This window comes from Caballeronia choica (genome assembly GCF_001544535.1).
GTDB classification, from domain to species: Bacteria; Pseudomonadota; Gammaproteobacteria; order Burkholderiales; family Burkholderiaceae; genus Caballeronia; species Caballeronia choica.
On record NZ_FCON02000023.1, the window covers coordinates 25,664 to 39,209 of the forward strand.

14 protein-coding genes are annotated in these 13,546 nt (G+C 64.4%); 8 read left to right on the top strand and 6 right to left on the bottom strand.

The genetic code is table 11. The features are described from left to right. Positions 1–2: 2 nt before the first annotated feature. The 6 genes from AWB68_RS13050 (at position 3) to AWB68_RS13075 (ending at position 5,793) form a co-directional block, all read left to right on the top strand. Positions 3–923, top strand: coding sequence for an ABC transporter permease subunit (locus AWB68_RS13050; RefSeq protein ID WP_087644769.1), 921 nt, complete (start codon positions 3–5; stop codon positions 921–923). A gap of 1 nt (position 924) precedes the next feature. Next, positions 925–1,920 carry an ABC transporter ATP-binding protein gene (locus AWB68_RS13055; RefSeq protein WP_087644770.1) on the top strand — a complete coding sequence of 332 codons (996 nt, stop codon included), beginning with the start codon at positions 925–927 and terminating at the stop codon, positions 1,918–1,920. Then, a complete protein-coding gene (locus tag AWB68_RS13060; protein ID WP_087644771.1) occupies positions 1,917–2,921 on the top strand; it encodes a peptide ABC transporter ATP-binding protein in 1,005 nt (334 codons plus the stop codon). The genes AWB68_RS13055 and AWB68_RS13060 overlap by 4 nt, the downstream gene beginning before the upstream one ends. Beyond that, positions 2,914–3,978, top strand: coding sequence for a TraB/GumN family protein (locus AWB68_RS13065; protein ID WP_087644772.1), 1,065 nt, complete (start codon positions 2,914–2,916; stop codon positions 3,976–3,978). The genes AWB68_RS13060 and AWB68_RS13065 overlap by 8 nt, the downstream gene beginning before the upstream one ends. A 101-nt stretch (positions 3,979–4,079) precedes the next feature. Further along, the gene (locus AWB68_RS13070) at positions 4,080–5,222 is read left to right on the top strand and encodes a PAAR domain-containing protein (RefSeq protein WP_087644773.1); all 1,143 of its coding nucleotides are present in this window, start codon (positions 4,080–4,082) and stop codon (positions 5,220–5,222) included. Position 5,223: 1 nt separating this feature from the next. Then, positions 5,224–5,793 (top strand): hypothetical protein, encoded by a 570-nt coding sequence (locus tag AWB68_RS13075; RefSeq protein ID WP_125482928.1) that lies wholly within the window; start codon positions 5,224–5,226, stop codon positions 5,791–5,793. Positions 5,794–5,902: 109 nt separating this feature from the next. On the opposite strand, the gene AWB68_RS13080 is transcribed toward AWB68_RS13075, so the two are convergent. The 5 genes from AWB68_RS13080 to pxpB all read right to left on the bottom strand — a co-directional run bounded on the left by AWB68_RS13080 (position 5,903) and on the right by pxpB (position 10,196). Beyond that, complete coding sequence (locus tag AWB68_RS13080; RefSeq protein ID WP_087644775.1) at positions 5,903–6,859, bottom strand: DUF979 domain-containing protein; 957 nt, start codon at positions 6,857–6,859, stop codon at positions 5,903–5,905. Further along, a complete protein-coding gene (locus tag AWB68_RS13085) occupies positions 6,856–7,575 on the bottom strand; it encodes a DUF969 domain-containing protein (RefSeq protein ID WP_087644776.1) in 720 nt (239 codons plus the stop codon). The genes AWB68_RS13080 and AWB68_RS13085 overlap by 4 nt, the downstream gene beginning before the upstream one ends. A 169-nt stretch (positions 7,576–7,744) precedes the next feature. Then, the gene (gene pxpA / locus AWB68_RS13090; protein WP_087644834.1) at positions 7,745–8,491 is read right to left on the bottom strand and encodes a 5-oxoprolinase subunit PxpA; all 747 of its coding nucleotides are present in this window, start codon (positions 8,489–8,491) and stop codon (positions 7,745–7,747) included. 23 nt (positions 8,492–8,514) lie between these two features. Next, positions 8,515–9,546 carry a 5-oxoprolinase subunit C family protein gene (locus AWB68_RS13095; RefSeq protein ID WP_087644777.1) on the bottom strand — a complete coding sequence of 344 codons (1,032 nt, stop codon included), beginning with the start codon at positions 9,544–9,546 and terminating at the stop codon, positions 8,515–8,517. Continuing rightward, positions 9,543–10,196: a 5-oxoprolinase subunit PxpB gene (gene pxpB, locus AWB68_RS13100; protein WP_087644778.1), complete on the bottom strand. Its 654-nt coding sequence runs from the start codon at positions 10,194–10,196 to the stop codon at positions 9,543–9,545. Before pxpB ends, AWB68_RS13095 begins: the two co-directional genes overlap by 4 nt. Positions 10,197–10,371: 175 nt before the next feature. Here pxpB and AWB68_RS13105 point away from each other — a divergent pair, with 175 nt between their 5' ends. After that, the gene (locus AWB68_RS13105) at positions 10,372–10,884 is read left to right on the top strand and encodes a winged helix DNA-binding protein (RefSeq protein WP_087644779.1); all 513 of its coding nucleotides are present in this window, start codon (positions 10,372–10,374) and stop codon (positions 10,882–10,884) included. Between the two features lie 16 nt (positions 10,885–10,900). Here the strand turns inward: AWB68_RS13105 and AWB68_RS13110 are convergent, their stop codons facing one another. Beyond that, positions 10,901–11,494 carry a 5-formyltetrahydrofolate cyclo-ligase gene (locus tag AWB68_RS13110; protein WP_087644780.1) on the bottom strand — a complete coding sequence of 198 codons (594 nt, stop codon included), beginning with the start codon at positions 11,492–11,494 and terminating at the stop codon, positions 10,901–10,903. A 20-nt stretch (positions 11,495–11,514) separates the two neighbouring features. Between AWB68_RS13110 and AWB68_RS13115 the strand changes: the two genes are divergently transcribed. Beyond that, positions 11,515–13,482, top strand: a complete 1,968-nt coding sequence (locus AWB68_RS13115) for a lytic transglycosylase domain-containing protein (protein ID WP_087644781.1) — start codon at positions 11,515–11,517, stop codon at positions 13,480–13,482. The last annotated feature ends 64 nt before the right edge of the window (positions 13,483–13,546 follow it).

Here is a 13,546-nt window from a genome sequence, read left to right on the forward strand (position 1 = left end):
ACGTGGCCGACATCCAAAACAACCTCCCCCCCCAAGCCGTCACGCCACCGCCGAGCGGGCGCCTGGTCGCGGGCCGCGAATTCTGGGCGAACTTCTCGCGCAATCGCGGTGCCGTGGTCGCGGGCGCGATCGTGCTCGTGCTGATCTTCATCGCGCTCTTCGCGCCGCTGATCGCGCCGCACAGTCCGATCGAGCAATATCGCGACTACGTGAAAATTCCGCCCGCGTGGCTCGAAGGCGGCAACCATCAGTTCCTGCTCGGCACCGACGAAGCCGGCCGCGACATCCTCTCGCGCCTGATGTACGGTGCGCGGCTGTCGTTCTGGATCGGCTTCGTGTCGGTCGTGCTCGCGCTGATTCCGGGCGTCGTGCTCGGGCTCATGGCCGCGTTCTTCCACTGGCTCGACACGCCGATCATGCGCGTGATGGACGTGCTGCTCGCGCTGCCTTCGCTGTTGCTGGCAGTGGCGGTGGTCGCGATCATCGGGCCGGGACTCGTCAATACGATGCTCGCGATCGCGATCGTCGCGCTGCCCGGTTATGTGCGTCTCACGCGCGCATCGGCGCTCGGCGAACTGCAGAAGGAGTACGTGACGGCGTCGCGCGTGGCCGGTGCCGGCACCGTGCGCCTGATGTTCTCGCAAGTGCTGCCGAACTGCGCGGCGCCGCTGATCGTGCAGGCCACGCTGGGTTTCTCCTCCGCGATCCTCGATGCCGCCGCGCTCGGCTTCCTCGGCCTCGGCGTCCAGCCGCCGGCGGCGGAATGGGGCGCGATGCTCGCTTCGGCGCGCGACTACATCGAAAGCGCGTGGTGGATCGTCACGATGCCGGGTCTTTCGATCCTGGTCTCGGTGCTCGTCATCAACCTCCTCGGCGACGGGCTGCGCGATGCGCTCGATCCCAAACTGAAACGGATGGCATGACATGAGCGATCTATTGACTATCCGCAATCTCGAAGTCAGCTTCGCCGGCACGCAGGCGGTCGATCGCATCGACTTGTCGGTCGAGCCGGGTGAAGTGGTCGGCGTGGTCGGCGAATCGGGTTCGGGCAAGAGCGTCACGATGATGGCGCTGATGGGCCTGATCGACGCGCCCGGCAAGGTAACCGCCGATGAAGTCACGTTCGATGGGAAGGACTTGCTGAAGGCGTCGGCGCGCGAGCGTCGCAAGATCATCGGCAAGGACATCGCGATGGTGTTCCAGGACGCGCTCTCCAGCCTGAACCCGAGCTACACCGTCGGCTACCAGATCAAGGAAGTGCTGAAACTGCACGAAGGCCTGCGCGGCGACGCGCTGAACCGCCGCGCGCTGGAACTGCTCGATCAGGTCGGCATCCCCGATGCGAAGAGCCGCATCAACGCGTTTCCGCACCAGATGTCGGGCGGGATGAACCAGCGCGTGATGATCGCGATGGCGGTCGCGTGCAACCCGAAGCTCCTGATCGCCGACGAGCCGACCACCGCGCTCGACGTGACGATCCAGGCGCAGATCATGGAACTGCTCGTGCAGTTGCAACGGGAGCGCGGCATGGCGCTCGTGCTGATTTCGCACGATCTCGCGGTCGTGTCGGAAGTGGCGCAGCGCGTGGCCGTGATGTACGCGGGCGAGATCATCGAGACGAATCGCGTGCCGACGATCTTCAGCGAGCCGCATCATCCGTACACGGAAGCGCTGCTGGCCGCGATCCCCGAGCACAGCCGCGGCGCCGAGCGTCTCGCGGCGTTGCCGGGCATGGTGCCGGGCCGCGACGACCGCCCGAGCGGCTGTCTCTTCGCGCCGCGTTGCAAGTACGCTATCGACGAGTGCTGGAAAGGCCGACCGGCGCTCGCGCAACTCGATCCGAATGACGCCGCCGTGCGGGCGCGCTGCATCAAGCCGCTCAACCTGCAGGCCGTCGTTGAACATGGAGGCGCGCGATGAACGCGGTCCCTCAAGCACAAGACAAAGACATCGTTCTCGCCGCCGACAAGCTAACGAGGCACTACACCGTCAAGCGCAGCATGTTCACCGAGGGCACGGTGAAGGCGCTCAACGGCGTGTCGTTTTCGCTCGAACGCGGCAGGACGCTCGCGGTGGTCGGCGAATCGGGCTGCGGCAAGTCGACGCTCGCGCGCCAGCTCACGATGATCGAAGCGCCCACGTCAGGGCGGCTGCTGATCGACGGTCAGGACGTGGCCGGCGCCGGCAAGGCGAAGATCGCCGAGTTGCGCCAGCGCGTGCAGATGGTGTTCCAGAACCCGTTTGCGTCGCTGAATCCGCGCAAGACCGTCGAGCAGACGCTCGGCGAGCCGCTCGCGATCAACACGCAGCTCTCGGCGCGCGAACGCGGCGAGCGCATCGCCCACATGATGCGCACCGTCGGCTTGCGGCCCGAGCACGTATCGCGCTATCCGCACATGTTTTCGGGCGGGCAGCGTCAGCGCGTGGCGATCGCGCGGGCGATGATCCTCGATCCGCAGATCGTCGTCGCCGACGAGCCGGTGTCCGCGCTCGACGTGTCGATCCAGGCGCAGATCCTGAACCTCTTCATGGACCTGCAGCAGCAGTTCGGCACGAGCTACGTGTTCATCTCGCACAACTTGTCGGTGGTCGAGCACATCGCCGACGACGTCATGGTGATGTACTTCGGCGGCGTCGCCGAACTCGGTGACAAGAAGACGATCTACGCACGGCCGCGCCATCCGTACACGCGCGCGCTGATGTCGGCGACCCCGGCGCTCTTCGAGGAAGACCGGACGATCAAGATCAAGCTGCAGGGCGAGATGCCGTCGCCGCTCAATCCGCCGTCGGGCTGCACGTTCCATCAGCGCTGCCCGTACGCGATCGAGCGCTGCCGCAAGGAAGAGCCGCTATTGCGTTTCGTCGACGGACGGCAGGTTTCGTGTCACCGCGCCGAGGAGGTGGGGGAAGCCGATGCCTGATTCGCGGGCGGCGCGCACGATCACGCGCCGCTTCGCGTTTGGCGCAGTGGCAGCGGTGCTGGCGATGGCCTGCGCGCAGTTCGCGCCGGCCGCGCTCGCCGTGGGCGGCTCGCCGCCCGCTGGCGTGCAGCCGCTCGGCGCTTCGTCCCCGGGCACGGCGCCGCCGCCGGCGCGCACCGATCGCTCCGACGGCACCACGGCGAGCGGTCCGGTGCGGGCCCAGCCGCCGCACATGCCGTTCTACGTCGCGACCAAAGGTCAGACGACGCTCTATCTGCTCGGCACGCTGCATGTCGGCTACGCGAACGACTATCCCGCCGAGCAGCCGTTTCGCAAGCCGATTCTCGCCGCGCTCGACGCATCGCCGACGCTGGCGCTCGAAATCTCCCCCGACGATCTGCTCTTCTCGCAGGAAGACGTGACGCGCTACGGCATGTGTCGCAGCGAGTGCCTGCTCGACTATCTGCCGGACTCGATGTGGCAGAAGGTCGAGGCGCGCATGCGCAGCAACCCCGCCGCGCTGGCGCAGTTGCGGCACACGCGGCCGTGGCTCGCGTCGATGCTGGTGGAAACCTACGACACGCTCAAGGCCGGCTTTCTGAGCGAGTACGGCACCGAGGCGCAATTGCAGGATGTGTACCTGAGGGCGCGGGGCAGGATCGTCGGACTGGAGACGCTCAACGAGCAGATATCGACGTTCACGAAGCTGACGTCGGCGCAACAGCGCGAAATGCTCGCGCAGGATCTCGTGCAGACGCCGGCGGAGAACGTCGCCGATGTGAAGGAACTGCATCGGCTGTGGCGCATCGGCGATGCCGATGCGCTCAAGGCCTGGGACGATGCCAAGGGGCAGAAGCTCGCGCGGTCGAAGGCGCTGGCGGCTTCCGTCGATAATCGCGTGGTCTATGAGCGCAACCGGCGATTTGTCACGCGCATGCTGGCGATCGCGGCGCCGAACAAACCGGTGTTTGTCGCGATCGGGGCGCTGCATCTGGGCGGGGAGCGCGGGGTGCTCGAGTTGCTCAGGCGGCGGGGGTTTGTGGTGGAGGCGGGGTGAGGGCGTTATGGTTTTTGCGTTTCGGAGTTATCTGGTTGTTCCCCAAGGCATGAGGTGGCTAAAAGTCGAAGCTCCATAACGAATAAAAAAGGAGCCTGGACGTGAGACGTTACTACATCAAAGTCGGCGACAAGACGACGAGCGGCGCGACAGTCATCGAAGGGATGAGCGGCGCCAGTCATCACGGGGTGCCGTTGTCGTTCATCGGCGCGAAGATCTACTGCCCGACGTGCAAGTCGGACGGAGTCATCATGCCGCAAGGCCCGCGCCGGCCCGATAACTGGATGGGCAAGCAATCCGCACTCGATAACGATTTCGGCATGTGCGCGTGCCGGCCAGTGCCGGTTTTGATCGCGTCACAGAACAATATGTCGATGTCGTTCGAGGTGCATGAGCTTGCGCGGATGGGTTTTTCTGCGACCGGGGGAAGGCTCGCTGGGGTATCGGGCGTCGGGAATGCCGCTCCGCTTGTGCGTTCGGCTGCGGATACGGGCGGCGAGGCAGATCCGTCGCCCACGCCGCAAGGCAGTGGGGCGGCGGACTGTTCTTATCTGGACGGGTCGAAGGGTCGTATCGATGCACCAGCCGAGTTCTACGCTCACGACAAACCGGTGTCGCTTTCAGCCGGAAGACCGACGCAGGCGGATTTCCCGAGCGGCGGGCTCACATCAGCGACGGAATACGACGCAACCGTAGGCGGCAAGACGGTTCCGATCTACGTCCCGACGCGAACACCTGCGGACGGCGCGCCGATGATCGGCCAGACGCAACTGGCGGAAGCGCTTGAAGCGTTGCCGCCTCGGCATCTGGAAAATATCGGCCGAATCACGACCAACGCCTCGCCCAATCCAGACGACATACACTGGCAACAACGTTACGACGATGCCAGTTTTTCGTCGGCGGCGACCGCCGATATCAAACAAGGCGTTGCGTTCTTCCCCTGGAAGGCGTGGAAAGGCCAGTCGTCAATTCCGCAGCAGTACATCGACAGTACGATGCTGCACGAGACCGGGCATCAGATGAGTGAAGCGTTATGGCACGAGAAGCCTGCCATGAAACTCGCGTATGAAAACGCCATCGCCCACGACGGGCAGGCGCCATCGCGATACGCGGAGCAGAACATCAATGAGGACTTTGCGGAGTCGGCGAACATGTATTGGTCGAGCAAGGGCACGCCGTGCGAAGCAGAGGGCCGTAGGCGTTATCCGGCTCGATATCGCTACTTCGATTCGATTTCGCAATGAAATGAAAAAACCGCTTGCGTTCGCTATCGCCATCACTATCGCATCCGCGATTGCTGCCGGTTGCGCTGTTCAAACAGGAAACGAGGTCATGTCAAAGAAGTTCTCGCTCGAAGGTTTTCAAGCTGCCAATCTGCCGCATCCCGGAACCATCACCTTTATTGAATCATGGAACGACAAACCCAAAACTGAATCCGCCGATCAATATCCCGATTCTTTCAAGTTTCGATGCATCGATGAGAATGAAGATATTGTTCCGAGAGATCGCGCACAGTTGTGCATTCCGATCATGGAGTTCAATGTCAAGGCTGTCGATGAAGCGGGCAATCCGCATCCGTTCAAAGGGGCGCACTTCATCTCGATCACGGCTTACGGGCCGAATCACCGGTTTGTCGAAGTAACCGATTCCGTTCCACAGTCCCCGTCGCCATTGCCCGAGCCGCCGAGAATTTCCCCGAAGACGCCGTCGGCCACGGAACCCCCGGGCGCGCGGTTGGCAACGCCACGTTCAGTATCGGCCAGAAAGCCGATGGGATTCTGGGAGAGGATCAGAAAAGCGATGCGTGGGATCTGAGGGAGGGTAAGAACCGATCTCGGAACGATGCTGCTTTATTTTGCACTAGATGGCATCGCCGCTAACAGTGCCGGCGTGAGGGCACATCCCCCACGCCGGCCGCGCTAAATCACAAAAACATCAACCAGTTCAACAACACAATATTCACGATCAACAGGGAAAGCGCCGTCGGCACCTGCACCTTGATCACCGCATTCTTGTCCGGCAACTCCAGCAACGCCGCCGGCACGATATTGAAGTTCGCGGCCATCGGCGTCATCAACGTCCCGCAGTAGCCCGAGAACATGCCAATCGCGACCATCGTGGCCGGATTACCGTGGAACACGCCGACAAGAATCGGCACCCCCACGCCACCCGTCATCACCGGAAACGCCGCGAAGCCATTGCCCATCACCATCGTGAAGAGCGCCATGCCGACGCAATACACCGCCACCGCAACGAGCCGGTAATCGAGGTTCACATAAGCCGTCGTGACATGCGCGACGGCCTTGCCGACACCCGCATCGGAGAACACGAGCCCGAGCATGCCGAGCATCTGCGGCAGCACCGCAGCCCACGACAGCGCATCGATCAGCCGCCGCGTCTCCTTCATCGATTGCCCGACGGTATCGCGCGTCATGACGCAGGCGATCCCGAGCGCGATCACGCAGCCGATGCCGAAGCCGATCAGCGTCACGTTCTTCAGTTCGATCAGCGGCGTGCCGCCGAACACGACATGGCTCGCGCCGAGCGTCACGATCACGGTGACGACCGGAATCGTCAGCGCCGGGATGAACAGCTTGTTGCCGAGACGCATCGCGCTCTGGCGGCGCGTTTCGTCGGAGAGCATCTTCGGTTTGGCGCCGGTCACCCCGCCGAAGCCGGCGATGAGCGCCATCGCGACCACGAGCACGCCCACGACAGCGGGCGGCAGCAGGTCGCCGATCAGGAAGATCGACGCATAGACGAGCCAGAACACGCCGGTGCTAAGGCGGCGCGGGTGCGACCGGTCGGTGATGATCATCCCGCCGACGACCACCAGCACGAGCCCGACGAGATAAAACAGATAGTTGATCGTGAGCGTCATGCCTTTTCTCCCACGACGTTCCGGGTCAGCGCGCCGAGTTCCTTCGTGAGTCGCCGGTCCAGAAGCCACAGCCGGAAGCCGTGGATGAGAAACGCGCAGATCGCGGTCGGGATGCCCCACACGGCCACGTGCATCGGCTCGACGACAATCCCCGCTTCCTTCAGGAACGTGACCATCAGCACGATCGCCCCGAACGCGACGAAGATGTCTTCGCCGAAGAAGAGGCCGACGTTGTCGGTCGCCGCCGAGTACGCGCGCAGCTTGAAGCGGATCGCGTCGGAGAGCTTGCCGAAGCGCGCTTCGGTCGCGCCTTCCGCCATTGGCGCGAGAAGCGGCCGGACCATCTGCGGATGGCCGCCGAGACCGGTCAGCCCGACTGCCGCCGTCAGTTCGCGAACCAGCAGATACACGATCAGGAGGCGCCCGGCGGTGGCCGCCTTGATGCCCGAAATCCAGATCTGCGCGCGTTCGCGCAGGCCGTGACGCTCAAGCAGGCCGATCACCGCGAGCGGCAGCAGAATGATCAGCGGGATGTTGCGGGTCTTGAGAAACCCCGTGCCGATCGCGGCAAGGATGCGATCGAGCGGAAAATGCGCCGCGAAGCCGGTGATGATCGCAGCGGCCGCGACGATCAGCATCGGATTGAAGCGCAGGATGAAGCCCACGATGATGACGGCCACGCCGATCAGCGGCCATAGATTGACTGCGGTTTGCATGAGATCTCCAAACGGTGACGTCAAGTCCCGGATTCCGGGACGCGTTCCCGATGCGGCCGAACGAAAGCCGCACCGGTTTGCCAGGACGGCTCTGACGGCCGCCTTTTTGCTAAAACGCCCCGCGAACTTCGCGGGGCGTTCAATGCTTTTTTGCCTCCGTACTACGCAATCAGTTGCCGTGCGCCGCACGCACTTCGATGCCAGCCGTCGCCAGCGCCGCACGGATGCGTCGCGCGAACGCGAGCGCGTGCGCGCCGTCGCCGTGCAGGCAGATGGTCTGCGCGTTGAGCGGCACCCATTCGCCGCTCACCGCCTGCACGCGCTGCTCGCGCACCATCGCAAGCGTGCGGTCGAGCACGATGTCCTCGTCGTCGAGCAGCGCGCCCGGCTCCTTGCGCGGCACGAGTGAGCCGTCGGCGCGATAGCCGCGGTCGGCGAACACTTCCTCGATCGCGACGATCCCCGACTTGCGCGCCGCTTCCACGAGCCCGCTGTTCGCGAGCCCGAACACCATCAGCGACGGGTCGAAGTCGTGCACGGCCGAGACGATCGCATCGGCGATTTCGGGATTGCGCGCCGCCTGGTTGTAGAGCGCGCCGTGCGGCTTGACGTGCGCGATGCGCCCGCCCTCCGCCTGCGCGATCGCCGACAGCGCGCCGAGCTGATATAGCACGCCCGCGTAGATCTCGGACGCCGGCAGGTCCATCTCCTTGCGGCCGAAGTTCTGGCGGTCGTTGAAGCTCGGGTGCGCGCCGATCGACACGCCCTTTTCGACGGCCCAGCGCACGCAATCGCGCATCGCGGTGGCGCCGCCCGCGTGCCAGCCGCACGCAATATTGGCCGAGCTGACCAGGTCGAGCAGGGCTTCGTCGGAGCCGCAGCCTTCGCCGAGATCGGCGTTGAGATCGATTTCCATGACTATCTTTCCGCTGTTTCGGGTCACCGCGCGCATCGCTCCTCATGCATGTCGATGGCGGCTTCCACTTGTTTCACGTACATCCGTTCGTCGGCGAGCGCGTGGCGCGCTTCTTCCACCGATGTCTCGATGAAGCGCACGCCGCTATTCAGGCGCGCCTGCGCGAGCTTCCACAGATCCGCCCGGATCACGGCGCCGATCTTCGGATAGCCGCCGGTCGTCTGCGCGTCGCCCATCAGGACGATCGGCTGGCCGTTGGGCGGCACCTGGATCGTGCCCGGCAGCACCGCGTGCGACAAGAGGTCGATTCTGCTCTTGCGCTCGAGCGCCGTCCCGGCGAGCCGGAAGCCCATGCGGTTGCTGTTCGGCGTGATGGTCCATTCCTCGTTCCAGAAGTCGCGCTGCGCCTCGTCGGTGAAACTGTCGTATTCCGGGCCGCGCAGCACGCGGATCGGAATCGACCACGCGATGCCCGGCGCGTGCCGCCCGCGCCGCAACGGTTCGTCGACGAGCACGAACTTGCACCACGCCGGCGCCTTGACGCCGAACGCGGGCTCGGCCGGCGAAAACGCGACGCCCTTGTGCGGCAGCGGCACGCCGACCGGCAGCCGGTCGCCGTCGCGCAGCGCGCGGCCGCCGAGCCCGCCGAAGCACGCGCCGAGGTCGGTGCTGCGCGAGCCGAGCATCGGCAACACGTCGATGCCGCCCGCCACGCACACATAACCGCGCATGCCGCGCTTCGCCGCACGCAAGGTCAGTTCCTGTCCCGCCTGGACGGGGACGCTCCACCACGAATAGACCGGCTCGCCGTCGAGCGTCGCGCCGAAATCGGTGCCGGTGATCGCGGCGCGCGTCGCGTGCTTGAAGCGCAGCACGGTCGGCCCGAAAGTCACTTCGATGCCTGCCGCGTCCGCCTTGTTGCCGACGATGCGGTTGCCGATTTCCAGCGACAACGCATCGAGCGCGCCGCCCGAACTCACGCCGAGATGACGGTAGCCGTGGCGCCCGAGGTCCTGCACGGAGGTGAGCACGCCCGCGCGAATCACATCGATCATGCGAGCACCTCCAGCGCTTTGAAGCGCACGCGGTCGCCGGGCTGCATCAGCGTCGGCGGGTTGCGGGTCGGGTCGAAGAGCTTGAGGTCCGTGCGCCCGAGCAACTGCCAGCCGCCGGGCGACGCGGCCGGATAGATTCCCGTCTGCTCGCCGCCGATCCCGACCGAGCCGGCCGGCACTTCGAGCCGGGGCTCGGCGCGACGCGGCATGTGCAAGGTGCGGTCGAGGCCGCCCATGTATGCGAAGCCCGGCTGGAAGCCGAGGAAGAACACGACGTACTCGGCTTGCGTATGACGTTTCACGACTTCATCGACCGACAATCCGACGTGCCTGGCGAGCGCGGCGAGATCCGGGCCGTCCGCGCCGCCGTAGTGCACCGGGATCTCGATTTCCATCGTGACGGCGTCAGCCTCAGCGACGGTGTCCCAGCCGCTGTCCAGCTGTTCGGCGAGGCTTTGGTAGTCGGCTTGGAGCGGGTCGAAGACGATCGTCAGGTTGTTCATGCCCGGCACGACCTCGACGACATGAGGCCACAGCCGCGCGCTGTCGGCGAGCGCCCACATGCGGCGCTGGCACTCGAGCGTGGCGGGCGGCGGCGCTTCGCATACAAGGGCGGTGTCGCCAAGCGGATGAATTCGTGGTCTGGTCATGCGGTCTTTGTCGGGTGAGCGCAGCGTACGAATGATGCGGCACGTCGCCGCAGAATGTACATTATCAATAATTTATCAACAAATTATCCATTGGCGTTTCTTCCAGTGGCCTCGTCGCGGCCCGCGATTAGGCCCATACGCTACACTCGAACACACCAAAATCTGCTCAAGAACCATGTCGCGCCATCCCACCAAGATCGTTTCTTCCGAGCATCTCGTCTCCGAATCGAGTGCCGAACTCTCCGAACTGGAGTACGGACTCATCATGGCAAGCAACGCGTTCAACCGTTGGATGGTGCGCTGCATGTCGGCGGCGGGCGCGAAGGACATGACGGCGGTCGAGGTGTCGCTGCTGCATCACGTGAGCCATCGCGACCGCAAGAAGAAACTCGCCGACATCTGCTTCGTACTGAACATCGAGGACACGCACGTTGCTACGTATGCACTGAAAAAACTGGTGGCGCGCGGCTACGTCAAAAGCGAAAAGACGGGCAAGGAAGTGTTCTTCTCCGCGACGCCCGCTGGACGTGAACTATGCGGCAAGTATCGCGAAGTACGGGAGAGTTGTCTGATTACGACGTTGCGTGAAAGTGGCCTCACGAACGAACAGATCGGCGAGGCCGCGCAACTGATGCGCAACGCGTCGGGTCTCTACGACACGGCGGCGCGCGCGGCAGCTTCGCTTTGATGCCGGAGCGAGTGCTTCAATAAATATCCGATTCCGTGACGACCGCATCGAGCGGCATGTCGTGCGACTCGTGCGGCAGGGCGTCGCATTTGCCCGATTCGTACGCAACGCCGATCGTCACCGGCTTCCGGCCCACGGGCCATGCGCCGAGCGTGCGGTCGTAATAACCGCCGCCGTATCCCAGCCGATAGCGCTTCGCATCGAACCCCACGCACGGTATCAGCAACAGGTCCGGCACGACGAGGCGTTCCTCCAGCGGCACGGGAATCCTGTAGCGGCCCGCTTTCATCGGCGCATGTTCGCGCCACGCGTGGAAGCGCATCGGCGCATGCCGCTCGACCACCACCGGCAACGCCGCGTCGCGCGCAGCGTCGAGGGCGAGCCACGCGGCGAGTGTACTGCGCGCATCGAACTCTCCCGCGACCGGCCAATAGAAGCCGATGCACGACGCCGGATGCGCTGAAATCGCCGCCGTCACGCGACGCGCGAGCGCTTCGTTTCGCGCCGCGTGATCGGCCTCTTCTCGTTGCGCTTCGCGGGTTGCGAGAAGCGTTGCGCGCAGCGCGCTTTTCGGTTCTGGAGAAGGGTTGCGTGCTATGCTTTCCACCAATTCGCGCTCCTGAAATAACGATGTCAAAAAGCCTCAATCGAGTATATCTCGCGGTCGGTTCGGCGCTCGCCACGATCATGTTCGTCGCTTGCAGCACCGCCTCCGCAGCCGGCCCCGACGCCGATTACATCCCCTCATCCGACGACCGCATTTTCACGCAGTTGCGTGAAGCCGCGCGCGCGAACGATGCGGGCAAGGCCGCGATGCTCGCCGCGCAAATTCCGGATTATCCGGCGCCCGGCTATGTCGAGTACTTCACCATCAAGCCGCAGCTCTTCGACTCGCAAGGTCACGCGCGCGTCGATGCGCCGGATGAACCCGTGCTCTCGTTCCTGCAGCGCTACGACGGCCAGGCCATCGCCGACCGCTTGCGCAACGACTATCTCGTGGTGCTCGGCGGCCGTCACGATTGGCGCAACTTCGAGCAGCAGTATTCCCGCTTCGTGCTCAATGACGACACGCAGGTGAAATGCTACGCGCTCGAAGCGCGCGCGGCACGCGGCGAAGATGTCGCGGACGCCGCGCGTGCATTGCTCGTCGATCCGAAATGGTATGGCGACGGCTGCGTCGATCTGATCGTCGCGCTGGGTCGCGCTCAGCAATTCTCAAGCGACGATGTCTGGCAGCAGATTCGTCTCGCCTACGAACAGAACTATCCGAACACGGGCGCGAAGATCGTCGATGCACTCGGACAGGAACGCCCGGACCCGACGCTCTTCGACAACGCCACCAGCACGCCGCCGCTCTATCTCGCGCGCGGCGTCATGCCGAACACGCCGGCGCATCAGTTGACGCTGCTCGCGATCACGCGCATGGCGCGCAACGATCCCGCGATGGCCGCCGCCACGTTCAGCTCGGTCGCGCCGGGCCTGACGCCGCCCGAGCGCGCGATCGGCTGGGGCACGATCGGTTATCAGGCGGCCTTGAAGCGGATGCCGGCTGCGGCGGACTGGTATCGGCTGTCGGTGAATGCGCCGCTGTCGAATCCGGCTTACGAGTGGCGCACGCGCAGTGCGTTGCTCGCCGGCGACTGGAACATGGTGCGCTGGTCGGTCGAGCAGATGCCGGCGTCGCTGCGCAGCCAGCCGGCGTGGACCTACTGGCACGCGCGCGCGCTGAAGCAAGCGGGTTCCGCCGCGAGCGCCGCGCCGGAATTCCAGTCGATCGCCGAGCGTTACGATTTCTACGGTCAACTTGCGTTGGAAGAACTCGGCCAGAAGATCACCATTCCGCCGCGCACGTCCGTCAGCGACAGCGAGATCGCGCAGATGCAGTCGGTGCCGGGCTTCGCGCTGTCGCAACGTTTCTACGCGATGAATCTGCGGCTCGAAGGCAACCGCGAATGGAACTGGCCGCTGCGCACGATGAGCGACCGCCAGTTGATCGCCGCCGCGCAGTATGCGAAACGCATCGAGTTGTTCGACCGCACGGTGAATACCGCCGACAAGACCAAGACCGAGCACGATTTCTCGCTGCGCTATCTGTCGCCGTTCCGCGAGATCGTCGAGCGCGATGCGCAGAACACCGGGCTCGACGTCGAATGGGCATATGGCCTGATTCGCCAGGAGTCGCGCTTCATCATCAACGCGCGTTCGGAAGTCGGCGCGGGCGGACTGATGCAACTGATGCCGGGCACGGCGCAACTCGTCGCCAAGAAGATCGGCATGGGCACCGTCTCGCGCGCGCAGATGAACGACATCAATACGAACATCCTGCTCGGAACCAACTATTTGTCGATGATCTACAATCAATTCGACAATTCGCCGGTGCTTGCCACGGCTGGCTACAACGCCGGGCCGGGACGCCCGAACAAGTGGCGGGGCGACCTGACGGCGCCGGTGGAAGGCGCGGTTTTTGCTGAAACGATTCCGTTCGCCGAGACGCGCGACTACGTGAAGAACGTGCTGTCGAACACCGTCTACTATGCGGCGCTGTTCGAAGGCCGCCCGCAATCGCTGAAGGCGCGGCTCGGTTATATCGCGCCGTAACTGTCTTACCTTTTTAGTGCAAAGGCAGCGCGTTTCGATACCCGATTCACATTCGAGCCGCTTG

Coding starts and splice junctions, on each gene's coding strand:
- AWB68_RS13115 (WP_087644781.1), top strand. CDS start 11,515: ATGTCAAAAAGCCTCAATCGAGTATATCTCGCGGTCGGTTCGGCGCTC.
- AWB68_RS13060 (WP_087644771.1), top strand. CDS start 1,917: ATGAACGCGGTCCCTCAAGCACAAGACAAAGACATCGTTCTCGCCGCC.
- AWB68_RS13095 (WP_087644777.1), bottom strand. CDS start 9,546: ATGATCGATGTGATTCGCGCGGGCGTGCTCACCTCCGTGCAGGACCTC.
- AWB68_RS13075 (WP_125482928.1), top strand. CDS start 5,224: ATGAAAAAACCGCTTGCGTTCGCTATCGCCATCACTATCGCATCCGCG.
- AWB68_RS13080 (WP_087644775.1), bottom strand. CDS start 6,859: ATGACGCTCACGATCAACTATCTGTTTTATCTCGTCGGGCTCGTGCTG.
- AWB68_RS13105 (WP_087644779.1), top strand. CDS start 10,372: ATGTCGCGCCATCCCACCAAGATCGTTTCTTCCGAGCATCTCGTCTCC.
- AWB68_RS13085 (WP_087644776.1), bottom strand. CDS start 7,575: ATGCAAACCGCAGTCAATCTATGGCCGCTGATCGGCGTGGCCGTCATC.
- pxpA (WP_087644834.1), bottom strand. CDS start 8,491: ATGGAAATCGATCTCAACGCCGATCTCGGCGAAGGCTGCGGCTCCGAC.
- AWB68_RS13065 (WP_087644772.1), top strand. CDS start 2,914: ATGCCTGATTCGCGGGCGGCGCGCACGATCACGCGCCGCTTCGCGTTT.
- pxpB (WP_087644778.1), bottom strand. CDS start 10,196: ATGACCAGACCACGAATTCATCCGCTTGGCGACACCGCCCTTGTATGC.
- AWB68_RS13055 (WP_087644770.1), top strand. CDS start 925: ATGAGCGATCTATTGACTATCCGCAATCTCGAAGTCAGCTTCGCCGGC.